This is a genomic window from Gemmatimonadales bacterium, from assembly GCA_036265815.1.
In the GTDB taxonomy this organism is placed as follows: domain Bacteria; phylum Gemmatimonadota; class Gemmatimonadetes; order Gemmatimonadales; family GWC2-71-9; genus CAVVWJ01.
Genome location: DATAOI010000025.1, coordinates 1 through 22,706 on the forward strand (window position 1 = coordinate 1; position 22,706 = coordinate 22,706).

Sequence of the window (22,706 nt, forward strand, 5' to 3'; positions counted from 1 at the left end):
CGCGAGTCAGGGTCCCCCCAACGGGTGCTCGAGGTGCCGGATGCCGGGATCGCTCCATTCCTCCATGGTGAGGTGCCAGAGCTGCCAGGCCTCTTCGACGGCGGATTGGCGGGTCTCCGGGCGGACCTCCTCGTGCTGGTCCCGCCGGCCGCTGTAGATGATGGCTGCCATGATGGCCACGAGTTCGGCTGGTTGCATCGAGAGGCTTCCTTGGGCGGAGGCGAGAGGGATGCCGTGAGATTAGGGCGGTCCGACCGGCCGCGCAACCCGAGCGGTGTCACACTACGTTTCCTGCCATGGCCCCAATACAGACGATGCTCTTCGATCTCGACGGAACTCTCATCGACTCGGTCCGTCTCATCCTCGATAGCTATCACCACACCCTCGCCGCGCACGGCATGCCGCCGAGAAGCGACGAGGAGTGGCTCCGAGGCGTGGGAACCCCGCTCAAGGTGCAATTCGCCGACTGGGCGGACGATCCGGAGACGCTGGAGGCCCTGATCGCAACCTACCGGGAGTACAATCTCGCCAATCACGACCGCATGGTCACCGTGTATCCCGGCATGCTGGACGCCCTGACTCGCATCAAGGCAGCCGGCCTCCGCACCGGACTGGTCACCAGCAAGAACCGGCAGGGAGCCCTGCGCGGCCTGTCGCTCGTCAAGCTGGAGCAGTTGATGGACGTGCTGGTCTGTGCCGACGAGGTGGTCAATCCCAAACCGCACCCGGAGCCGGTGGAGAAGGCACTGGCGCTGCTCGGAGCGGACCCCAGCACGACCGTCTACGTCGGCGACAGCATCCACGATATGCGCTCGGGCCGCGCTGCCGGCGTGCGGACCGCCGCTGCGCTGTGGGGTCCGTTCGGGCGGGATCATCTGGAGGGTGCCCAGCCGGACTACTGGCTGGAGACGCCGGAAGAGCTCCTGACGAAGGTATGCAGGGTGAGGCAGGGTGAGGCAGGGTGAGGCAGGGTGTCGCCGGCCCTTGCATCCTTCACCTTGCCTCACTCTGCCCCACCTTGCCTCACCTTGCCCCCTTATCCATCAAGAATCTCCCGCAGCCGCTGGGTGAGCTGCTCCACCGTAAAGGGCTTCTCCACGAAACCGGTGGCCGGGGGCATGTTTCCGTCGATGGTCACCGCACGCTGGCTGTACCCCGACATGAACAGGACCTTGAGTCCGGGGTGCCGGGCGCGGAGCCGCTCCACCAGCTCGCGTCCTCCCATCTCCGGCATCACCAGGTCGGTCAGCACCAGGTCGATCTTCTGATCGCTCTGCTCCACGATCCGGAGCCCATCGGCGCCGTGACGCGCCTCGATCACGGTATAGCCGTGGCGCTCCAGCAGGCGGCGGGCGGAGGAGCGGACTGCGGCCTCGTCTTCCACCAGCAGCAGGGTCTCGCTGCCGCCGGGCAGCCGCCGCCGGTCTGCCGTCGGGAGCACGCAGGCGCCGGGCCCGGCGTGGCGGGGCAGATAGATCGTGAAGGTGGATCCCTGGCCCGGCGCGCTCTCCACCGCGATATGCCCGCCGCTCTGCTCCACGATGCCGTAGACGGTCGAGAGGCCGAGACCGGTACCCTGCCCCGCTTCCTTGGTCGTGAAGAAGGGGTCGAAGATCCGGGCCTGGGTTGGCACGTCCATTCCCACGCCGGTATCGCGCACCGAGAGCTGCACGTAGGCGCCGGCCCGCACGCCGTTGGACCGCTCGGCCGCGGCTGCGTCCAGCAGCGCGTTCGCGGTGGTAATGATGACCCGGCCACCACTGGGCATCGCGTCCCGCGCGTTGACCACCAGGTTGACCAGCACCTGCTCGAGCTGGCTGGGATCCGCGAGGACGTACCAGAGCCCGGGGTCGAGCTCGGTCTCGAGCTCCACGTCGGCGCCGAGCAGGCGGCGAAGCATGGCATCGAGCTCCGCGAGGGTGGCGTTGAGCGAATGGATCTTGGGCTGGAGCACCTGGCGGCGGCTGAATGCCAGCAGCTGCCGGGTGAGCGCCGCGGCTCGCTGGGCGGCATGCCGGATCTGCTCCAGGTCGGCCCGGATCGGATCGCCCCCGTGGAGCTCGTGGAGGATGAGATCGCTGTAGCTCAATATCCCGGTGAGCAGGTTGTTGAAGTCATGGGCAATGCCGCCCGCCAGCTGACCCACGGCCTCCATCTTCTGGGCCTGCTGCAGCTGCTCTTCGCTGCGCCGAAGCGCCTCCTCCGCCGCCCACCGCTCAGTGATGTCCTGGCTGAGCGCGATCGCGCCCAGGATCTCCCCGCCGGCGCTGCGTAGAGGCACGGCCGAGGTGAGCACGATCTTCTGGACTCCATCGGGGACCTCGATGGAGACCACCTGGTTAAGCGTCGTCTCGCCCTGCCGGATCGCCTTGACCGCGGGCCACTCCTCGGGTGGAATCGGCTCGCCGGTATCACCCCGCCAGCCGCGATACTCCCAGTACCGCTCGAGGCCGGCCTCGTTGCCCACTCCCCAGATCGCCAGGCTCGCAGGATTCTCGAAGGTGATGCGGCCATCCCGGTCCAGTACCCCGACCCCGACCGGCAGGTTTTCCAGCACCTGCACGAAGAGCCGGGTGCTCCGGCTCAGCGCCTGCTGGTTACGCTCCCGCTCGACCGCGATCTCCGCCAGGTGGGTCGCGATCTCCACTACCCGGTGATCGACCGGCGACGGCTCCCTCGGCTCGGGATAGTACAGCACGAAGGTGCCCAGCACGGCGCCACCAGTGCCGAAGAAGGGCTCGACCCAGGCGGCGCGAAGGCCATGCCCCAGGGCCTGGTCTCGTCCGTAGGTCCAGCGGGGATCGGTCGCGATGTCGCTGATGATCACCCGCTCGCCTCGGAAGGCCGCCATGCCGCACGCCCCGGCGGTCGGCCCGATGGGAACGGCTTGGAGCGTGGCGCGGTAGGCGGCCGGCAGCGACGGCGCGCTGGCCAGACGGAGCATCTGCCCGCCGGACTCCGCCAGCAGGATCGACGCGATGACCGGCTGACCGTGGGCCTCGGTAAACCGGGTGATCCGCTCGAGCACGGCGTCCAGCTCGAGGCCGGCCGCGATCTGCTCCAGGAGCTCGCTCTGGCCCCGGGCCAGCAGCTCGAGCCGGTGCCGCTCGGTGGCATCGGCCACCGCGCCCACCATGCGGACGGCGTCATTTCCGGCGTCGCGCACAATGGACGCGCGGGCGCTCACGTACGCGTAGCTCCCGTCCGCCCGGCGGAACCGGTATTCGTCCTCCCAGGTCAGCTCCCCGCGCGCGATCGCCTCGTGCATCCCGACCACGACCCGTTCCCGGTCTTCCGCATGGAGGCGCTCGTACCACCAGGCGGCGGTCGAGCCGAAGCCGCGGCCGGTGTAGCCGAAGGTCCCCTCCGCGCTCTCATCCCAGACGATCCGGTCGGTGAGGAGATCCCACTCCCAGACGGCGACGCCCGTGGCTCGCGCCGCCAGGCGGCAGCGCTCCTCGCTCTGCTGCAAGGCGAGCTCCGCCTGCTTCCGGTCGCCGGTCTCCTGGGCGGTGAGATGAAAGCGCACCGGCGTGCCGTCCGAGCCCGGCACCGCGGCCACGGTGACCAGCACCCAGGCGGGCTCGCCCGACGCCCGCACCATGCGCTTCTCGGCGGTGAAGCTGGTACACTCGCCGGCGCGGAGCAGCCGGATCGCCTCCTGGCCGGCCAGCCGGTCGTCCGGATGGAAGAACTCCTCCACCAGACGTCCGACCAGGCGGTCATGCGGGAGCTCGAGCAGGGCGCAGAGTGCCTGGTTCACCCGGGCCCAGCGATTGTCCGGCGAGACCAGCGCCATCGGCACGCCCGCGGTCTCGAAGGCGTGTGCCGCCGGGTCCGGCTCACCGGCGTGGCGGTCATCATCCCGGCCGTCCAGGGCCTGGCGGAGCTCGATTTCGGTAACCACCGAGGCCGCGAGGTCCTGAAGCAGGGCGACGTCCCGCTCCGACCAGAGGCGGGGATTGGCGTCGATCACGCTGAGGGCCCCCAGAACTCGCCCGGTCCCGGTGGTGAGCGGCACACCAGCGTAGGAGATCCATCCCAGCTCCCGGATCGCCGGGTTGCTGCGCACCAGCGGATGGCGGCGGGCGTCCTCGATCACCAGCGGCGCGCCCGATTCGATCACGTGGCGGCAGAACGAATACGATGGGGGTGTCGACCGGCGGGTGGCAAACGGCTCCGGGAGACCGACGGCACTCTTGAAGACCTCGCGGTCTCCGGCGGCCAGCGCGATCAGCGAGATCGGCGCGCCGAGCAGACGGGCGGCGAGCCGGGTCATACGATCGAAAGCTTCCTCGGGTGGGCTGTCGAGGAAGGTCGTCACGTGGCTCATAGACCGCGGAGGACTGGAGGAGCGTCGGCTGTTGTCCAGGGGGACCAGCGGAATCTGGTGGGGAAACGCCAGCCGTCAAGGAACTGCTCGTCGCGCCTTGCCAAGCGGCCGGCCGGGGATATCTTCCCGCCGCCCGTTACAAGGACTTTACCAATGCGGCTCCTGCCCCGGGACGAAAAGTTCTTCGATCTCTTCACCGCGGTTGCCACCTTCACGGTGGAGGCCGCCGGTCTGCAGCAGGAGCTGCTCAAGGTGGACGGCAACCGCCGCGGGGCCATCGTCGACCAGATCAAGCGGCTGGAGCACCAGGCAGACCAGGTCACCCACGACGTGGTGACCCGGCTCGACCGGGTCTTCATCACGCCGCTCGACCGGGAGGACATCCACCTGCTGGCCTCCCGCCTGGACGACGTGATCGACCTGATCGACGGCACCGCACGGCGGCTCCAGATGTTCCGGGCCGGAACGGCGCCGGAGGGTGCCCTGCTCATCGCCGAGGTGATCGCCCGAGCCACGGTCCAGCTGCAGGTGGCGGTCGGGGCGCTGGAGAAGAACGCGTCCGGCGTGGTGCTCGAGGCCTGCGTGCAGGTGAAACGGCTGGAAGAGGAGGGGGACTCGCTTTACCACGAATGGCTCGGGTGCCTGTTCGAGGGATCGCCGGACGCGCTGACGGTGATCAAGTGGAAGGAGATCTACGACAACCTGGAGAAGACCCTCGACTACATCGAGGACGCGAGCAACGTGCTGGAATCCATCTCCATCAAGCACGCCTGAGCATGGACAGCGGCGTCGGCTACGTCCTGGCGATCGTCGCCGTCGCGCTCGCCTTCGACTTCATCAACGGATTTCACGACAGCGCCAACTCCATCGCTACTGTAGTCTCCACCCGGGTCCTCTCACCCCACGTGGCGGTGGTCTGGGCCGCGTTCTTCAACTTCGTCGCCGCCTTCGTCGTGGGCACCGCGGTGGCCCGAACCATCGGCAAGGGGCTGATCGAGCCGTCGGTGGTGGATCCGAACCTGGTCTTGAGCGCCCTGGTAGGAGCCATCATCTGGAACCTCATCACCTGGTACTTCGGACTGCCCAGCTCCTCCAGTCACGCCCTCATGGGTGGACTCGGCGGCGGGGCCATCGCCAAGGCGGGCTTTCCCGCGCTGCAGCTGGGCGGCTGGGTCAAGCCGATCCTCTTCATCTTCATCTCGCCGCTTTTGGGCATGCTGCTGGCGCTGCTGCTCACAGTGGGGTTGTCCTGGCTGCTGCAGGGACAGCGGCCCGGGCCCATGGACCGGGTCTTCCGCCGGCTTCAGCTCCTGTCCGCGGCACTCTACTCTCTCAGCCATGGCGCCAACGACGCCCAGAAAACGATGGGGATCATCGTCGGACTCTTGGTCTCCACCCAGGGGCTGTTCGCCCACCAGGTGGGCTGGCTGGGATACCTGCACGTCGTGTCCGCCGACCGCATTCCGCTCTGGGTGGAGATGGCGGCCTACAGCGCCATCGGTCTGGGCACCGCGATGGGCGGCTGGCGCATCGTGAAGACGATGGGTACCCGCATCACCAAGCTGCGGCCGTTCGGGGGGTTCTGTGCGGAGACCGCGGGAGGAATTTCCATTCTGATCGCCTCGGGGCTGGGGGTGCCGGTCAGCACCACCCATACGATCACCGGGGCCATCGTAGGCGTCGGCGCGGCCAGCCGGGTATCGGCCGTCCGCTGGGGCGTGGCCACCCGAATCGTCTGGGCCTGGCTCCTCACCATTCCCATCAGCGCGGCCATCGCGGCCCTCGCGTACCTGGCGCTCCGCTAGGGCTCGATCACGCCGCCCGGGTGGCTCCCTTTCGCTCGACGGCGTCCCGGTACTGCTCGATCAGAGCCTGGTAGACCGCGCTCCAGTCCCGCGCCTGCGCCGTCCGCAAGGCTCCCTGGGACACCCGCCGCCGGAGGGCCGCATCGGCCAGCAGACGGCCCAGGCCCTCCGCGATAGCTGGCGCACTTTCCGGCTCCACCAGCCACGCATTCTCGCCGTGCCGTACGAACTCCAGTACTCCGCCCGCGGCCGCCACCAGCGACGGCAGGCCCGAGCTCATCGCCTCCAGCAGCGAGTTGCCGAAGGTCTCGGTCGTCGAGGGAAACGCGAACACGTCCGCCGAGGCGTAGGCCTCCGAGAGGTCCCGGCCGTGCAGCAGTCCCAGCACGTGGAGCCCGGGAGTCTCCCGACGGCGAAGCTCCTCCTCCAGCGGGCCGCGCCCGACCAGGACGAGCTGCGCCGTACCCCGCTCCGGCGCGAGCTGATCCCAGGCCTCCAGCAGCAGGTCGAGATTCTTCTCCCTCGCGAGGCGGCCGATGTAGGTCACCACCAGGTCACCCGGGCCGGCGCCGATCCGATCACGATAGGCGGCGCTGCGGAACTCGGCGCTGAACACGGCGGGATCCACGCCGCGGCTCCAGATCCCGGTGTGCAGAACCCCGTGACGGTGCAGCTGCTCCTGGTAGATCCGGGAAGGACAGAGCACCCGGTCCGCCTGTCCGTAAAACCAGCGGAGATAATGCCAGCCCGCGCGAAGGGCCCAGGTGACCCCATAGCGCGCGGCGTACTGGTCGTAGTCGGTATGGGCCGAGGCCACGACCGGGAGCTGGAGCTGGCGGGCGGCCTTGACGCCGGCGAGACCGAGGGAGAACTCGGTGGCCAGGTGCACCACGTCGGGACGAAAGGCAGCGAGATCGTCGGTGACGTCCCGGAACCGGGGGAAGGCCCACTGGACATCGGGATAGAGAAACAACGGAATACTGGGGGATCGGTGCACCTCGGGGCGGTCCACCGCGCCGGCCGGCAGCGGATAGGTGGCGCTATAGACCCGGACTCGGTGGCCCCGAGTCTCCAGCGCCTCGGTCAGGCGCAGCAGCGTCACGCCGACCCCGCTGACCATCGGCCAGTAGACCTCGGAGAAGAGCGCGATGCGAAGCGGCGCCGGTGCCCTCATGAACTCAACCCTAGATGCGCCCGGCCCGGGCGACAAGGTGTCTCGGACGCGGGTCGCTAGATTCCCGGAATGAAGATTCGGGAGCCCGTAAACGCCGGAACGCACCTGCTGGGTCTGCTGCTCGCCACGGCCGGCACGGTGGCGCTCCTGCGGCTGGCCCATGGATCGTCCCAGGTGGTGGCGTTCGGCGTGTACGGTGCCAGCCTGATCCTGCTCTACGCCGCGAGCACGCTCTACCACACGCTGCCGCTTCCCGAGCCGCGGCTCCGGGCGCTCCGCACCCTGGACCACATCGCGATCTATTTTCTCATCGCCGGCACCTACACGCCGGTGGCGTTGCTCACCTTGCGGGGTCCGTGGGGGTGGGCCCTCCTGGCCGCCGCGTGGACCGTAGCCGCCGCCGGTATCCCTTTCAAGGTCTGGTTCCTGGACGCGCCGGTCTGGGTCTCCACCGGCATCTACCTCGCCATGGGCTACATGGCGCTGCTCGCGCTGGCGCCCCTGGCCGCGGCGGTTTCGATGAGCGGGCTGGCATGGCTGGCAGCTGGTGGACTGGCCTACACGGCTGGAGCGGTGATCTTCACCCGGCAACGCCCGGATCCCTTCCCCGGCGTCTTCGGCCACCACGAGATCTGGCACGTCCTGGTGCTGGTGGGGAGTGCCTGCCACTTCGCTTTCATGCTGTTCCACGTGGCCACGGCCTAGACTCACAGCCGCAAAGACAGACCGCGAGGGGCGAGGCGAACCTCACCCCTCGCGGTCACTGGGGCGGCTGGGGTCGAACCAGCAACCTCCCGGTTAACAGCCGGGCGCTCTGCCGATTGAGCTACACCCCAAGATCTTCTGACCCGAGGGACAGGCACTTTACCGCCGTGCGGCGGGGTGGGTCAAGTCCGTATCTGACATCGGGCTTCTCCTTGACCCTCGAGGCGGGCGCGACAACCTGGACCCACTTCATGAGATTCGAATTCTCCGGTGCGCCTGAGATCACGGCACCGAGGCAGCAGGTCTGGGCCAAGCTGATGGACCCGGAGTTCGTGGCCGCCTCGGCGCCGGGAGTGGAGTCGGTCGTGGCCAGCGATCCCACCCACTTCAAGGTCGTCTCTGGATTGGGCGTGGGCTCGCTCAAGATCCACTTCACCCTTGAGGTCGAGCTCTCCGATCTCGAGCCGGGGCGCCAACTCAAGATGCGGGCACGGGGGAACGCGCCGGGCTCGGCGGTCGATGTGCTCTCCCATCTTCAGTTGGAGGAAGTGGACGGGGCAACCACCCGGCTCAACTGGTCGGCCGCGTGCGAGGCGAGTGGTACGGTGGCGAGCATTGGTACACGATTGCTGGAGGGCGCGGCACGAAGGCTCACCGAGCAGTTCTGGACCGACTTCGCCCGGCGCACCAGCGCCGGAACCAGGAACGCCTGATGAGCTCTAGGGCTCGACGACCAGGAGCTCCAGCCGCTGGCGGCCGTGTGCGTCGCGGTCGATACGGCCGAGGTGGACGCCCGCCAGCGAGCTGGCGCAGGCATCCGGCGCCAGTTGGTCGGCCCGATGCGTGGTGGTGAGCCCGATGACCCTCATGCCAGCCGCGCGCGCCGCCTCCACGCCGGCTGGGGCGTCCTCGATCACCACACACTCCGAGGCGGTCACGCCGAGCGCCGTGGCCGCCAGCAGGTAGGCATCCGGGTTCGGCTTGCCTCGGGTCACGTCCTCGGCGCAGATGAGCACGGCGGGCACCGGCAGGCCCGCCCGGCGGAGCCGGGCAGTGGCTGTGGAGCGACGGCCGGAGGTGGCCACGCCCCAGGAACCGGCGGGAAGCGTGCGGAGCAGTCGCTCGGCGCCATCCAGCGGCCCCAGACCCTCCGACCCCGGGTCCTCCGTCTGCACCAGGGCACGTGCCTCGACTTCCGCATCGAGGTGCGGCGCGGCGATCCGGATGGTCTCCAGGGCGCGGCGCCCGTGGCACACGCGAAGGAACGGCTCGGCGTGGAGGCCCCGGGCGCTGGCCCATCGACGCCACTGTTGCTCCACCAGCGCGGTGGAGTCCACCAGGACGCCGTCCAGATCGAAAATGATGGCGGAAGATTCGAAGCGCTTCATGGCGGATATAATGCCTTGCAAATTCCGATCCCGTTAGACCCCCATGAACCGGCGAGATTCCGTTCAAACCGGAGCTCGAGAGATGCGAGATGTGCTGACCGATTACGATCGCCTTGCCTCCGACGGACAGCCGGTCGGCCGGGCCGTGGTGACAGGAGGAGCTCAAGAGGGTGGGCTACAGCGAGAAGCAAATCGCCCGGCTGCATGGCCCGATCGGACTCAATCTGGGCGGACGCCAGCCCGCCGAGACGGCGGCTGGCGTTGGGCGGAGCTGACTGCGGTACGCTACGATGGACCCGCCCGGCGGACCTAATCGTCGCAGACCGGGACGAGTGGCTGGTCCGAAGTCCGATTCTGGGCCCATGTGGTCGGCCGGGTGGGCACCGGACCAAACCAGATGACGCAGCTCTTCCCATCCCGGGCCGCGTGGGTGGCCCGGGCGGACCAGGACTCTTTGCCGGCGCTCAGGATCGTGAGCGTCACGCCCTTGTGCCAGAGGTACTGCAGGGCGAACGGCGCGGTGCGCCGGGCATAGAACCCCTGGACTCTGAGATAGGTGTCCTGCGACCGCGCCAGATTTCGGAGATCGACCTTCATCTGCACCGTGGGCGAGACGGCGTCGAGCGCACTGCTGGTGTCGGGCGTGGCCGTGGGTCCGCGGGTGGCCGCGGCCGCGGCACTCGGCGCCACGGGTGAGGCGGCCGGCGCGGCCCGGGGCGGGGCAGCGTCGCACACCGGCACTCCCTCTTTACCTGCCCGGCCGTACTTCGCCGTGGCCGGCGCCGCATGTTCCCGCCCGACGAAGATGACGCAGTTCCGGCCGACGAGCTCCGGATGGGTACCGGCAGCCCCCCACCCGCTTCGGGCCAGCCAGAGGAAGCGCACATCGACCCCGCCACCCGGCCTGTACCCCAGCCGACTCAGCTCCTCGGTATAGACCCCGTTCTCGCCGTAAAACGCCTCCTCGGCCGCGACCAGCCGCCGGAGGCTGCTGCGTATCTGATCGAAGCTGGATGCCTCGGCTGCCGCGTCTCCGCCAGGAGCAGAGGTCTTCCGGGATTTTGACGTGGCCGTACTGGCCGGGACATCGACCGGCGGCAGCACCGCCCGACCACCGTTGCTGTCCGATTGAGTCTTGGACAGGCTGTCGCAGGCACCCAGGGTCAGGCAGAGCCCCAGAGCGAGCATGGAGCCCGTGGTCAACCTCAACTGGGGGTTCATCGCGACCCTGGTTGCCATTCGAATTCTCCGGTATCTGTACCGATGGTCTTCTGAGATCCTATCGCGCGGTTGGACCGCGCGCTAGTCACCGCAGTCCATCCCACCTGCACCATCGGCCTTATCCTCGGTGGCGTCAGTGCCGCGGCGGACGCGGTTGGCACCATCGGGGAGCATGTCATCGGCGGTCAATTCAGCGGAACCCGGCGGAGACGGATGCATGCAGCAAGAAATTGACCAGCTCAAAGGTCGTTACATCGTCTGCGGCTGGGGCCGGGTTGGCCGGCAAGTGGTTGAAAACCTGTAACTTCGCCGAGCGCCAGCGGGTGGTGGTAGAGCCGGATGATGCGGCCTACCCCAAAAGTGAGGCGGGTCCGCCACGGACATCGTCATCAGTCTGAGCGCGCACGCCCTCAATCCCGGGCGGCTCAGCCGGAGCTCTTGGGTGATCCAGGCGACGCCATCTCCCGCGATCCCGGCAGCGCTTCCGGCGACCCCGCGCGCTCCATGACGTCCGCCGTCAGGCGATTCACCAGATCGGTTTCGGGCCCGGGCTGCGCCCGTGAGGCGGCCAGGTCGAGCCAGCTCAGCGACTCGTCGTAGGCGTGGCGCTGGAGAGCCTCCTCGCTTGCCAGCAGCGCCTGTCGGTAGGCCCGAGCGGGCTCGCCGCCCAGGTCGGCGTGGCGGGCGATCTCCCCCGCCCTCCCCAGCTCCTGTGGCGCCGTGGCTCGCTCGAGTGCCTCCGCCAGCATCCAGTGGAGCTCACGTTTCCTGCTGTCCGTGAGGCCGTCCTGCACCGCCTTTTCAATGAGCCGATGGGCACAGCGATAGACCCCGCCCTCCTCGACCACCAGCCGGCGTTCCAGCAGTGCGTCGCCCAGTGAGGCGGCGAACAGTCGTGAGATCCCGTGCACGTGGGACAGCACCCGGGTCTGGCATCCGGTCCCGGACACCGCAATGGTGACCAGAATATCCCGCAGGCGCTCCGGCAGCCGGCCTACCCGCTCCGCGATGAGGTCCTGAACGTTCTGCGACATCGGAAGCTCGAACCCCTCCCGCTCCAGCTCGGCCCCGGGAAGCCAGGCGCCGCCCGGCTGATTCATGGTGAGGAGGCCCTGGGAGAACATCGTCTTGAGCAACTCGATCGCGTAGAACGGGTTGCCCGATGTCGCCCCGTGCACCTGGCCGGCCAGGCGTTGGGTGACGGCGGAAGCACTGGCGGGGCTCATCTCCTCGATCATCTGGTGCACCTGCGCTTCAGTCAGCGGCGCGAGACTTACCACCTGGGCATTGGTTCGGGCGCGGAGCACGCGAATCAGCCGGGCCGATGGAGCGTCCCGCTCCAGTTCACCAGGAGTGACCGTCACGATCCAGAGGACCGGAGCAGCCTCCGTCCGCCGGATGAGGTATCGCACCAGATTACAGCTGTCTGCATCGAACCACTGGAGATCTTCCAGTACCGCCAGAAGCGGGCTCTCCGCCGCCAGGCTGAGCAGCACCTGAGCGGTGCCCTCGAAGAGGCGGGAGAGCTCGGTCGGGTCGCTCGAGAAGGCGGGCTGGGGAAGGCTGGGAAAGCGCTGGCGCAGCTCGGGAAGTAGCCGTGCGACCTCCGCGAGCCATTCGGGTGCGGCACCGGCCAGACCAGGGGCATCCACGGCGTTCCGGAGGAGCTCGACGGCCGACGCGTAGGGGAATCCACCTCGGCCATCGACCCCGCGACCATGCAGGCCCATACCGCCTTCGGCGCCCACCCAGCGGAGAAGTTCGTCGGCCAGACGGGACTTCCCCATGCCGGACTCCCCCTCCACCAGCACCGCCCGGCCGCTCCCTGACCCCACGGCCTTCCAGGCCCGGGCGAGTGTGCTCCACTCGGCGTCCCGGCCCATCAGACCGGTCTCGAAGGTGGGGGCTCGAGTGGGCCACTCGTCCGTGATGGCCGGGCGAGGCGGCGCGGCGGAGACGTCCGATTCCACCCTTCGCATCAAGGCCAGCAGGGGGCGGCTGGGGTCACACCCGGTTTCCTGCTGGAGGGCGGCGCTGTACTGGCGGAACCGGGCGAGGGCGGCACCGCGGTCGCCCGAGAGATACCGAGCCTCCACCGCCAGCCGCGCGGCCTCGTCGGAGAGCGGGTCGCAGGCCAGCCACCGGTCCCCCAATTCCATCGCCTCGCGCCAGCGTCCATGGGCGAGGGCCCGCCGAGCCAGATCGCCCAGGACCTGCTCGTATTCTCCGAGAAGCGCCCGCCGGGTTTCGGCGATCCACTCCTCGAAACGAGGCGCATGGCGCACCGAGAACCCCGCCATGAAGCGCGCGATGTCGAACGTGGCTGCTCGAGGGGGATCCTCCCGGATGGCTTGGCGAAAGCGATGCACGTCGCAGTCTACCGGCTGGGTCAGGACCAGGCGGCTGCGGTCGGCCTCGACCAGGCTTCCCACCCGATCGCGCAGATGCTTGACTGCCTGCCGAAGGGAAGCCCGAGCCTCGGCCTCGGACGACTCGCCCCACAGGAGGCTTGCCAGCTCTTCCCGGCTGGAGGAGCGGTTCTCGAGCGCCAGGTATGCCAGCAACCCGAGCTCCTTGGCACCTGGCGCGGGCATGACCGGACGTCCATCGTTAAACGCGATGGACGGCGCGCCCAGCAGTGTCAGGGCGATACCGGGCAGGGGACCCGCCTTTGGAAGAGGATAGTACCCAACCTACCCGAAATTCACGCTACGGCAAGTCAATTTTCACGCTGGGTTCACGGGACCTCCCCACATTGCTTCCTGCGTTCAGGACGAAAGCTGCCGGCCGGTCTGGCAGAGCCCGGCAAGAGATTCACGGTGAATTCACGAAGCGGCCACATCTTCTCGTCCACCCACAGCGAACAGTCGTTTCCCACAGGAGGTACCCGTGTCGAGTCCCAAGGAGCCGGTCCGCAAGAACATGACGGACGCGCAGAAGGCCGAGACCCTCAAGCAGACCGGTAAGGACGCGGCGGTGGAGCTGTCGGTGGAAGAGCTAGAGGAGCGGATTGCTCCGATGAAGATCTAAGGCCAGTCGCTACAGAAATCAGCCGAGGTGCCCGGTTTGGCACCAAGTCAACCCAGAGTCCACGGAACAACCGTTCACCACCAGGGGGTATCCCAATGTCCAGTCCCAAAGAGCCGGTCCGCATCAATCTGACCGATGACCAGAAGGCCCAGATCCGCAAGACCACTGGTAAGGACGCGGACGCGGTGGAGCTGTCGGTGGAAGAGCTCGAGGAGAGGATTGCGCCGACCAAGTCGCCGTTCCATAAGTAGATCCGGCCGGTTGTGCCGTGTAGCCGAGGTGCCGGATTCTCAGAGAATCCGGCACCTCGGCCGTTCTGCCCGGTCTGATTCCGGAGCCCGGAATTCACGGCTGGCCGCACGATTTTCACGGTTGCTTCACGACACCTGCCCAGATTGTTCCCTGCATCCAGGCGCCAGACCGACGGTCCGAGCAGCCAGCCAACCGAAGCAGTCGTCTTCTCCTCAGGAGGTACCCCGTGTCCAGTCCCAAAGAGCCGGTCCGCATCACCTTGACCGATGAGCAGCGGGCGCAGATCCGCAAGCAGACCGGTAAGGACGCCGAAGCGGTGGAATTCTCGGTGGAAGAGCTCGAGGAGCGCATTGCTCCGATGAAGAAGTACAAGTAAGAAGTACAAGTAAGTAGATCGGCGGTTGCGCTGTATGCCGAGGTGCCGGTCCCCAAGGGCCGGCACTTCGGGGGTTCTGCTCCCTACCCTCTTCCGCAACACAAGCCATCACCGCATACTAAGGCATGTCCGATGTCTTGAGCGTTCACTCCGCATCGCTCGAGCAACTCCGTCAAGAACTCGAACGCCTCCACCTGCTACATGCCACCGGCATGGAGCTGGCCTCGTCGCTCGACTTGGACGAGTTGCTGCCGCTGGCGCTGGAACGAATGCGTTCCGCCGTCGGGGCCGGGGCCGGTACGCTCTGGATGGCCGATGAGGGAGACATGGCACGGTGCCGTGTCGGGGCGGGAGAAATCGGCGAACGGCTGCTGGGCGCGCAACGCCCCTGGAGCGAGGTCGCGGACGCTCTCCCGTCAGCGGTGGGTGCCACCCTGGTAGTCCCCCTGCAGGTCGGCGACGAGCGGGTTGGCGTCATCCAGCTGTCCGACAAAGGCGGCCCAGGCGGCCTGTTCAACGTTGACGACCGGGAGCTGGTCGAAGCGCTGGCTCCGGTCACGGCCCTGGCGCTCCGAAACGCGCGGGTGCACAGCGCGGGTCAGCGCGCCGAGGACATCACCCTCATTCTCGAGATCAGCCGTGAAATCGGCTCCACCCTGGACCTCGATCGAGTGCTCCGGTCGGTGGTGAATCTCGCCTCCCGCGCGCTGACGTTCGACCGCGGGGCGGTCGGACTCTACGACAAAGGGAAATGTGAGATCCGCGCGGTCGCCGGCCAGGAGCACGTGGACCCGAAAGATCCCCGGCTGCAGGATCTCATCGCCCGTGCCGGCTGGGCGGCCGGCCGGGGAGAGACGCTCTACCTGAGCGACCGACATGCGCCCACCTCCGATGCCGAGCGGGTATTTCTCACCATCTTCGGCCCCGACCTGGAGACGGACGGGGTGGAGAGTGGGCTCTACCTCGCCCTCAAGGACGAGGAGGGAATCCTTGGCGTGCTGGTCTTCGAGTCCAGCACACCGGATCTCGCCACCGAGAATCAGCGCGGGCTGCTGATGATCCTGGCCAATCAGACCGCCGTCGCCCTTCGGAACGCCCAGCTCTACAACCAGGTGCCGATGGTCGACGCCATCGGTGCCATCGCTGCGAAGAAGCAGGCGCTGCTGGCGCTCCCGAAGCGGCGAGTCCAGCTCTATGCCGGGGTCGGGCTGGCGTTGCTCGCCGGGTTGACCCTCATCCGTTGGCCGCTTCGAGTCGCCGGGTCCGGTCCAACGTTCCGGGCCATGTCGCTGGCCCCAGTGCGGGCGCTGGTTCCGGGGGTGGTTGAGCGGGTGCTGGTGGCCGAAGGTACCCTGGTGCCGCGAGGCGCCCCGTTGGCATCGCTTCGGGCTACCCGCTTGGCCGCCGACCGCGAGGCGACGGTCGCCGAGGCCGCCACCGCGCAGCGGCAAGCCGCGCAGGCGGCTGCCCGAGGCGATGCGGGCGAGGAGCGGCTTCAGCGAGACCGGGGCGACGCGCTTCAGCGCGAGGTGTCGATCCTGGACCAAGAGCTGGCGCTGACCACGATCCGCGCGCCGGTCTCCGGCGTGGTCCTCACCCCACATGTGGGAGAGCGGGCAGGCGCCTCGGTGGAGGAGGGAGACCTTCTGGTCACCCTGGGCCGTATCGACACGCTGGAGCTCGAGTTCGGGGTCGATCAACGGGATATCGGACGGGTGCACCCGGGGCAGGAAGTCCGCTTCCGGGTGGACGCCCTGCCCCAGCGCACCCTGACGGGCCGGGTGAGCTCGGTGGGTCTGCTGCCCAGCGATACCGCGGGCGGGGTGCAGTATCCGGTCCGGGCCATGGTGCCCAATCCCGACGGCGTCCTCAAGCCGGACATGGCGGCGTACGTCCGGGTGCTGACCGCGCCCGCATCGACTGCGGGGCGGCTGCTGCGGGGTCCGTCCCGATGGGTGCGGCTCGCCTGGTGGAGACTCTGGTCGTGAAACGAACTCTCCTGTTGTTCCCGATCCTGGTTGCCTGTGGCTGCCGCCAGCCCGGCCCGTCCACCAAGGCCACCGCCGCGGCCGCGAATGACTCCGCAGGGTCGCCGCCGGCCTCGCTGGTCACCGCGGACACCGCCACCATCGACGCGCCGCTCTCGCTGCCGGCCCAGCTCTACGTCGAGCACGACGCCGTCGTCTTCGCCCGGTCGGCCGGCGTCGTCGAATCCATCTTCGTCGACCTGGGCAGCCGGGTGGCGGCGAACCAGGTGCTCGCGAAGCTGGAGAGCACCGAGCAAGCGATCGCGCTCGATCAGGCGCGCGATCGGTTCGCCAACGCGAAGCAGCGGGTGGAACGGCAGCGCGCGCTCAAGACCGCCGGCGTGGTGACGCAGGCGGACTCCGAGCAGATGGAGTTCGAGTATCGGGCCGCAGAGCTGGCGCTCAGACAGGCCCAGCGGGACTACGACCTCACCCGGATCGCCTCTCCTTTCAGCGGGGCGCTCACCTCCCGCACCGCCCGGATCGGGCGACTGGTCCGCTCAGGGGACACCCTGTTCAGGGTGACCGCGCTCGCCCCGATACTCGCCACCGTGCGCGTCCCCGAGACGTCCGCCTTCGGCCTCAAGGTGGGCAGCACCGCGGAGGTGGTCGGTCCTCGGGGGGAGCGGGCGACCGCCCGGATGGTGCGGGCGAGCCCGGTGGTCGACGCCGCGAGCGGCACCCGAGAGGTGGTCCTTCAGGTGGCGCCGGGCACCAGGCTCACCCCGGGTTCCACCGTCACGGTCCGGATCGGCTCGGAGCGGCGGCAGGTCGTCACCCTTCCCCGCAGCGCCATCGGCTCGGAAGGGTACGCCCTGGTCTGGGAAGACCATCGAACCGCCCTCCGGGCCGTGACCCTGGGCAGCGCCGTCCCGGGCGACCGGGTCGAGGTGGTGAGCGGACTCGCCCCCGGCGAGCGGGTCGTACCGAGCGGACCGTGAGCGCGCCCAAGCTTCGCCCCGATCTCGTCTTCGTCGAACAGACTTACCGGGGCGAGCAGAGCTTCATCGTCAAAGACCCCGCGAGCCACAAGTATTTCCGGTTCCGCCCGGTCGAGGCCCTGGTCATGCGCGCGCTCGACGGCCAACCACTCGAGCAGGCCGCGGCGGCGCTGGTCGAGCAGGGCACCAGGGTGACGGCGGCCGCGCTGGAGAAGTTCGCCGCGAAGCTCAAGAAGATGGACCTGTGCGAGCGCACCCTGGAGGAGCGCTCGATCATGCTCATGGAGCGCCTGCGGGCAGACCGCCGGCAGCGGCTCAAGCCGCCGCTCTTCCAAGGCGACCTGCTCCGCCTCCGCTGGTCGATCGGCGACCCCGATGCGCTCTTCGATCGATGGATGCCCCGCTTCCACTTCTTCTTCACCCGTGCCGGCGTGGCTCTGGCCCTGGCGATGTTCGCCATCTACTTCATCGTCCTGGCCGTCAAATGGCCGGAGTTCAGCGACGTGGTGCGGCGGGTCTTCAGCTTCGAGCCCCGAACGATCGCGCTCATGTACGTGTCCTTCCTGTTCGTGGCCGCGATCCACGAGCTGGGACACGGCTTCGCCTGCAAGCATTTCGGCGGCCAGGTGCACGAGATCGGTGCCATGCTGCTCTACTTCGACCTGGCCTTCTTCTGCAACGTGAACGACGCCTGGAGCTTTCCCGAGCGGAGGGCCCGGCTGTGGGTCACCGCGGCGGGATCATGGATCCAGCTCATCCTGGCGGGTGGGGCGGGCATCGTCTGGTGGGCCACACCCGCGGGTACGCTGCTCTCCGATTTCGCCATGGCCACCTTCGTCATGGCGGGTATCCTGACCGTCATTCTGAACCTGAATCCGCTCATCCCGCTGGACGGCTACTTCGCCCTGATGGATTACCTCGAGATCGCGAACCTCCGGCCCCGCGCCTTCGGCTACCTTGGCTGGGCGGTGAAACACCACCTGCTGGGGATCGATGTCCCCCAGCCGCCGGCGGATGAGCGCGAGCAGCGGATTTTTCTCTGGTACGGCGTCCTCGCCGCGCTCTACAGCGGATTCATCCTGTACGCCTTTGCCGGGCTCGTCTACGGATGGATGGACCGAGCGCTCGGCACCTTGGGGGTGCTGCTTTTCATCGGGGGCGCATGGCTCATGTTCCGCCGGCAGCTGCGGGAGTTCGGCACCGCCGCATGGCTGGCGGTGCGGCAGCGGATATCCACGGTGGGGACGGGCCGGCGCCGGCGGTTGGCGTGGGGGACGGGGGCGGTCCTGGTGCTCGGGGCGGTGATCCCGCGCCCGATCACGGTAACCGGCCGCTTCAGCGCGTCGCCGGCGCTCTCCATCCCTCTGACGGCTCCGGAAGCCGGCATGGTGGACCGGGTGCTGGTGCGGGAGGGCACCCGGGTCACGGCCGGGGCGCCGGTGATCGAGATCCGAAATCTGCCGCTGGAGCGGCGAGCGGCGGCCTCGGACCGGCTGGTGGACTCGCTCGCCGCGCTCGAGACTCGGGCCCGAGCGCTCGGCCAGGAGGACGAGCTCGGGCGTCTGGAGGGAGAGCGGGCGCAGGAGCAGGCGCGGTTGAGTGGCATGCGGGCCGAGCTGGCCACGCTTCGGGTGCGCGCCGTCGGCAGCGGCATCGTTCTGACCCAGCGACCCGAGGAGCTCTCAGGGCGCTGGGTGAAAGAGGGCGAGCTGATACTTCAGCTGGGCCAGCCCGACTCGGTCGAGCTCCGGGTTGGTCTGATGGGGGCGGGGGCCCTCCAGGTACGGCCGGGACAGACGGTACGCCTCATCGCCCACGCCGATCCCGGGATCCGCCTGACTGCGCGGATCGCCAGTGTCTCGCTGGCGGCGGCGCAGCCCTCCCCGGGCAGCCTCGAGGCACGAGTCCGCACCGCGGCGGGCGCCGCCTGGCGGCCTGGAATGACCGGGGAGGCGAGCATCCAGGTCCGGAACTCCAACCTTTGGGGCTCCCTCTGGTGGGCCCTCCGGCGGCGGATCAGGAGCGACATCCTGCTCTAGAGCACGGCTCGGGCTTCGGGTGGCAGCCTCGTGCCATGGCGTCACTTGCGCGATCCCGCCGGGGCTGCAACCATTGGGTGTCATCTCACAGGGACCAGACCATTCCCCGCGACATGGTGGCGCTCGTCCGCAAGGCCTTTCAGGGCCTCTACGAGATCGAGCGTGAGATCGGGAAAGGCGGCAATGCGCGGATTTATCTGGCGCGGAAGCCGCAAGGCCCTCCTGTTGCCCTCAAGGTTCTCCATCCCGAGCTGCTGGTCAGCGTGGCGGCAGACCGGTTCCTGCGGGAGATCAAGCTCGCCTCCCAGCTCGATCACCCGCACATCGCGAAGCTGCTCGACTCCGGCGAGCGGGACTGGATCGTGTACTACGTCATGACCTACATCGAAGGCCTGACCCTCCGGGAGGTGCTGACCCAGTCGTCCCGGATATCGGTTCCCGATGCCCTGCGCCTGGCGGGCCACCTGCTCGATGCGCTGGACCACGCCCATGCGCGAGGGATCATCCACCGGGACGTCAAGCCGGAGAACGTGGTGATGTCGCCGATCGGCGCCGTGCTGCTCGACTTCGGCATCGCGCGCGCGGTGTGGGCGTCCGGGAGCGACCGGCTCACCCGCTCCGGCATCGCCGTGGGCACGTCCACCTACATGAGTCCGGAGCAGATCACGGCCTTGCAGGAGCTGGACCGGCGGAGCGACCTCTACTCGCTGGCCTGCGTGCTTTTCGAGTGCCTGGCCGGCCAACCCCCATTCTCGCACCGGAACGAGGCGATGGTGCTCCAGCTCCACCTCACCCAACCGCCCCCGGACGTCCGGGACCTCCGGCCGGAGGTCCCGGCGGAGCTGGCACGGGGCATCGCTCGGGCAATGGCCAAGACGCCGGAGGAGCGCTGGCAATCGGCGGCGGCGATGCGGGACGCCCTCACGGCGGTGGTGGTCGGCTAGCCGCACCTTTCACATCTCGTCGCTCCTGGCGGTCCGCCCCGATTAGTTTCCGTCATCGACTCCATTGGCCTTGAGGTTCAGTGACCGCTCCGCTCGACCAGCTGACGTCCGCTCTGGGAGACCGGTACGCCGTCGACCGCCAGGTCGGCGAAGGCGGCATGGCCACCGTCTACCTCGCCCGCGATCTCAAGCACGAGCGCAAGGTCGCCATCAAGGTGCTGCGGCCGGAGCTCTCCGTCTCGCTCGGCGCCGATCGCTTCCTCCGGGAGATCCGGGTCGCGGCCAACCTGCAGCACCCCAACATCCTCGGACTCTACGACTCGGGCGAGTGCGAGGGCCTGCTCTATTACGTCATGCCGTTCGTGGAGGGGGAGTCGCTGCGCGACCGGCTCAACCGGGAGCAGCAGCTACCGCTGCACGACGCGCTGCAGATCACCCGGGAGTCCGCGGAAGCGCTCGACCACGCCCACCAGCACGGCATCATTCACCGGGACATGAAGCCGGAGAACATCCTCCTGCTGGGCGGCCACGCGCTGGTGGCCGACTTCGGCATCGCCCGGGCGGTGAGCTCGGCCGGCGGCGAGAAGCTGACCCAGACCGGCATGGCCGTGGGCACCCCGTATTACATGAGCCCGGAGCAGGCCCTGGGCAGCGAGCACGTGGATGCCCGGAGCGACGTCTACAGTCTGGGCTGCGTGCTGTACGAGCTCCTGATCGGCCAGCCGCCGTTTACCGGACCGAACGCGATGGCCATCATGGCACGGCACTCCATGGAGGCGGTGCCCAGCCTGCAGGTGGTGCGGCAGTCGATCCCCGACGAGGTCGAGGACATCGTCATGCAGGCGCTGGAGAAGACGCCGGCGGACCGATGGCAGACCATGCGGGAGTTCGCCGACGCGCTGAGCGAGGCGGAAGCGGATGCCTCCCTCCAGCGCACCGCGGCGCGGCGCGCGGCGACGGCGAGCCGGCGAACGGCGGGAACGAAAGGAGTGCCGGCCGCCAGGCGGACGGGCACACGGGCGGCGGTCCAGCACAAGACCCCGGTGGAAGTGGCCGCGGCGGCGATCCGGGAGGGCGGGGTCAAGTTCTGGTCCGTGGCCGTCACGGTCATGCTTGTGGTGGTGGCGCTGGGATGGACCGGGTGGCGCGCCTTGCGGGGGCACGGGGCTGATACCGCGGCCGCGACCGCAACGGCCAATCCCGATCGCATCGCGGTGCTGTACTTCGAGAGCCGCGGAGGATCCGACTCGCTTGGCTACGTGGCGGATGGGCTCACCGAGGCACTGATCCATGAGCTAAGCCAGGTGAGTCAGCTCAAGGTGATCTCTCGCAACGGGGTCAGCCCCTACCGGCACGCCAACGTCGCGCCGGACAGCATCGGCCGCGCGCTCCAGGTGGGAACGCTCGTCTCGGGCGTCGTCACCCAGTCAGCCGACTCGCTCCGGGTGATGGTATCACTGGTCAATGCGGCTACTGGCGACGAGATCGGAAGCAAGACACTGGAGCGACCGCGCAAGGAGATTTTCGCGCTGCAGGATGATCTCGCCAAGGAAGTCTCCTTCTTCCTTCGTGATCAGGTGGGCCAGGAGATCAAGCTCCGTGAGACCAGAGTCGGGACGAGCAACACCGCGGCCTGGGAGCTCCTCCAGCGGGCCAGTCAACTGAGCAACGAGGTGGAGCAGCTCCTGGCATCCCAGGACACGGCCGCGGCCGCCCGTCACCTCTCTCAAGCCGACTCGCTATTGGCCCAGGCCGAGGCGCTGGACCCGGCGTGGGTAACACCCCCGATCCAGCGTGGCTGGCTGGCTTACCACCAGACCGACTTGGTGTCGGGATTCGATAAGACTTTCTACTCCACCTGGATCAAACGGGGCATGGGGCACGCCAATCAGGCACTGAAGATCAAGCCCGGTGATCCCGACGCGTTGGAGCTTCGAGGAACGCTGGAGTACCTGCGCTGGCTGATCGGACTCGAGCCCGATCAGGACGCGGCCAAGAAACTGCTCGCCCAGGCCGAGCAGGACCTTCGCGGTGCGGTGACGGGGAATCCAACGGCCGCATGGGCTTGGACAGTGCTGAGCCATCTACTGATCGGCCAGAGCCAAACCGCCGAGGCCAAACTCGCGGCCGAGCGAGCATATAATGCCGATCCCTACCTCACCTCCGCCAAGCAGACCGTCTGGCGCCTGTTCCAGAGCTCGCTGGATCTCGAAGACCAAGGGCAAGCAAGCCACTGGTGCCAGGTGGGGGAACAACGGTTCCCGGACTACTACCGCTTCACCGAGTGCCAGATCTGGCTTTTCGCGCTCAAAGGGACCCCCCCGGACGTGAAGCAGGCGTGGAAGTTGTACGATGAGTTCATGAAGGTGAGCCCGCCCAGCCTGAAGGAGTTCAATCAGCTCTACGGCCAGATGCTGGTGGCGATGGCGCTCGCGCGAGCTGGGCTTGCCGACAGCGCGCGAGCGGTCGCG

19 protein-coding genes and 1 tRNA gene are annotated in these 22,706 nt (G+C 68.3%); 13 read left to right on the forward strand and 7 right to left on the reverse strand.

The features are described from left to right. Window positions 1–6 precede the first annotated feature (6 nt). On the reverse strand, window positions 7–198 hold the full coding sequence (locus VHR41_04640) for a hypothetical protein (protein HEX3233458.1): 192 nt from the start codon (window positions 196–198) through the stop codon (window positions 7–9). A 98-nt stretch (window positions 199–296) separates the two neighbouring features. Here VHR41_04640 and VHR41_04645 point away from each other — a divergent pair, with 98 nt between their 5' ends. After that, window positions 297–965: an HAD-IA family hydrolase gene (locus VHR41_04645; protein ID HEX3233459.1), complete on the forward strand. Its 669-nt coding sequence runs from the start codon at window positions 297–299 to the stop codon at window positions 963–965. Between the two features lie 71 nt (window positions 966–1,036). On the opposite strand, the gene VHR41_04650 is transcribed toward VHR41_04645, so the two are convergent. Then, window positions 1,037–4,333: a GAF domain-containing protein gene (locus tag VHR41_04650; protein HEX3233460.1), complete on the reverse strand. Its 3,297-nt coding sequence runs from the start codon at window positions 4,331–4,333 to the stop codon at window positions 1,037–1,039. A 153-nt stretch (window positions 4,334–4,486) separates the two neighbouring features. On the opposite strand from VHR41_04650, the gene VHR41_04655 reads away from it, so the two are divergent. Further along, a complete protein-coding gene (locus VHR41_04655; GenBank protein ID HEX3233461.1) occupies window positions 4,487–5,107 on the forward strand; it encodes a DUF47 family protein in 621 nt (206 codons plus the stop codon). A gap of 2 nt (window positions 5,108–5,109) precedes the next feature. Beyond that, complete coding sequence (locus VHR41_04660; GenBank protein ID HEX3233462.1) at window positions 5,110–6,138, forward strand: inorganic phosphate transporter; 1,029 nt, start codon at window positions 5,110–5,112, stop codon at window positions 6,136–6,138. Between the two features lie 7 nt (window positions 6,139–6,145). On the opposite strand, the gene VHR41_04665 is transcribed toward VHR41_04660, so the two are convergent. Further along, entirely contained in the window at window positions 6,146–7,312 is a 1,167-nt protein-coding gene (locus tag VHR41_04665) for a glycosyltransferase family 1 protein (GenBank protein ID HEX3233463.1), read from the reverse strand. A gap of 69 nt (window positions 7,313–7,381) precedes the next feature. On the opposite strand from VHR41_04665, the gene VHR41_04670 reads away from it, so the two are divergent. Then, the gene (locus VHR41_04670; GenBank protein HEX3233464.1) at window positions 7,382–8,017 is read left to right on the forward strand and encodes a hemolysin III family protein; all 636 of its coding nucleotides are present in this window, start codon (window positions 7,382–7,384) and stop codon (window positions 8,015–8,017) included. A gap of 58 nt (window positions 8,018–8,075) precedes the next feature. On the opposite strand, the gene VHR41_04675 is transcribed toward VHR41_04670, so the two are convergent. Further along, window positions 8,076–8,148: transfer RNA gene (locus VHR41_04675), tRNA-Asn, on the reverse strand. A gap of 120 nt (window positions 8,149–8,268) precedes the next feature. Between VHR41_04675 and VHR41_04680 the strand changes: the two genes are divergently transcribed. Then, window positions 8,269–8,730, forward strand: a complete 462-nt coding sequence (locus VHR41_04680) for a carbon monoxide dehydrogenase subunit G (protein HEX3233465.1) — start codon at window positions 8,269–8,271, stop codon at window positions 8,728–8,730. 6 nt (window positions 8,731–8,736) lie between these two features. Here VHR41_04680 and VHR41_04685 read toward each other — a convergent pair whose 3' ends face one another. The 3 genes from VHR41_04685 to VHR41_04695 all read right to left on the reverse strand — a co-directional run bounded on the left by VHR41_04685 (window position 8,737) and on the right by VHR41_04695 (window position 13,220). Then, a complete protein-coding gene (locus VHR41_04685) occupies window positions 8,737–9,405 on the reverse strand; it encodes an HAD-IA family hydrolase (protein HEX3233466.1) in 669 nt (222 codons plus the stop codon). Window positions 9,406–9,714: 309 nt separating this feature from the next. Next, window positions 9,715–10,644 carry a hypothetical protein gene (locus tag VHR41_04690; GenBank protein HEX3233467.1) on the reverse strand — a complete coding sequence of 310 codons (930 nt, stop codon included), beginning with the start codon at window positions 10,642–10,644 and terminating at the stop codon, window positions 9,715–9,717. Between the two features lie 407 nt (window positions 10,645–11,051). Continuing rightward, entirely contained in the window at window positions 11,052–13,220 is a 2,169-nt protein-coding gene (locus VHR41_04695) for an AAA family ATPase (protein HEX3233468.1), read from the reverse strand. Between the two features lie 295 nt (window positions 13,221–13,515). Here VHR41_04695 and VHR41_04700 point away from each other — a divergent pair, with 295 nt between their 5' ends. The 8 genes from VHR41_04700 to VHR41_04735 form a co-directional block, all read left to right on the forward strand. After that, window positions 13,516–13,656, forward strand: a complete 141-nt coding sequence (locus VHR41_04700; protein HEX3233469.1) for a hypothetical protein — start codon at window positions 13,516–13,518, stop codon at window positions 13,654–13,656. Window positions 13,657–13,751: 95 nt separating this feature from the next. Continuing rightward, window positions 13,752–13,907 carry a hypothetical protein gene (locus VHR41_04705; protein HEX3233470.1) on the forward strand — a complete coding sequence of 52 codons (156 nt, stop codon included), beginning with the start codon at window positions 13,752–13,754 and terminating at the stop codon, window positions 13,905–13,907. A 227-nt stretch (window positions 13,908–14,134) separates the two neighbouring features. Further along, on the forward strand, window positions 14,135–14,284 hold the full coding sequence (locus VHR41_04710) for a hypothetical protein (GenBank protein HEX3233471.1): 150 nt from the start codon (window positions 14,135–14,137) through the stop codon (window positions 14,282–14,284). A 137-nt stretch (window positions 14,285–14,421) separates the two neighbouring features. Beyond that, complete coding sequence (locus VHR41_04715; GenBank protein ID HEX3233472.1) at window positions 14,422–16,272, forward strand: efflux RND transporter periplasmic adaptor subunit; 1,851 nt, start codon at window positions 14,422–14,424, stop codon at window positions 16,270–16,272. Beyond that, complete coding sequence (locus VHR41_04720) at window positions 16,269–17,252, forward strand: efflux RND transporter periplasmic adaptor subunit (GenBank protein ID HEX3233473.1); 984 nt, start codon at window positions 16,269–16,271, stop codon at window positions 17,250–17,252. Before VHR41_04715 ends, VHR41_04720 begins: the two co-directional genes overlap by 4 nt. Continuing rightward, window positions 17,249–19,291, forward strand: a complete 2,043-nt coding sequence (locus VHR41_04725) for an HlyD family efflux transporter periplasmic adaptor subunit (GenBank protein HEX3233474.1) — start codon at window positions 17,249–17,251, stop codon at window positions 19,289–19,291. The genes VHR41_04720 and VHR41_04725 overlap by 4 nt, the downstream gene beginning before the upstream one ends. A gap of 77 nt (window positions 19,292–19,368) precedes the next feature. Beyond that, window positions 19,369–20,235, forward strand: coding sequence for a serine/threonine-protein kinase (locus tag VHR41_04730; protein ID HEX3233475.1), 867 nt, complete (start codon window positions 19,369–19,371; stop codon window positions 20,233–20,235). Between the two features lie 80 nt (window positions 20,236–20,315). Continuing rightward, window positions 20,316–22,706, forward strand: a 2,391-nt coding sequence (locus VHR41_04735; GenBank protein HEX3233476.1) for a serine/threonine-protein kinase, incomplete at its 3' end; no start/stop codon positions are given.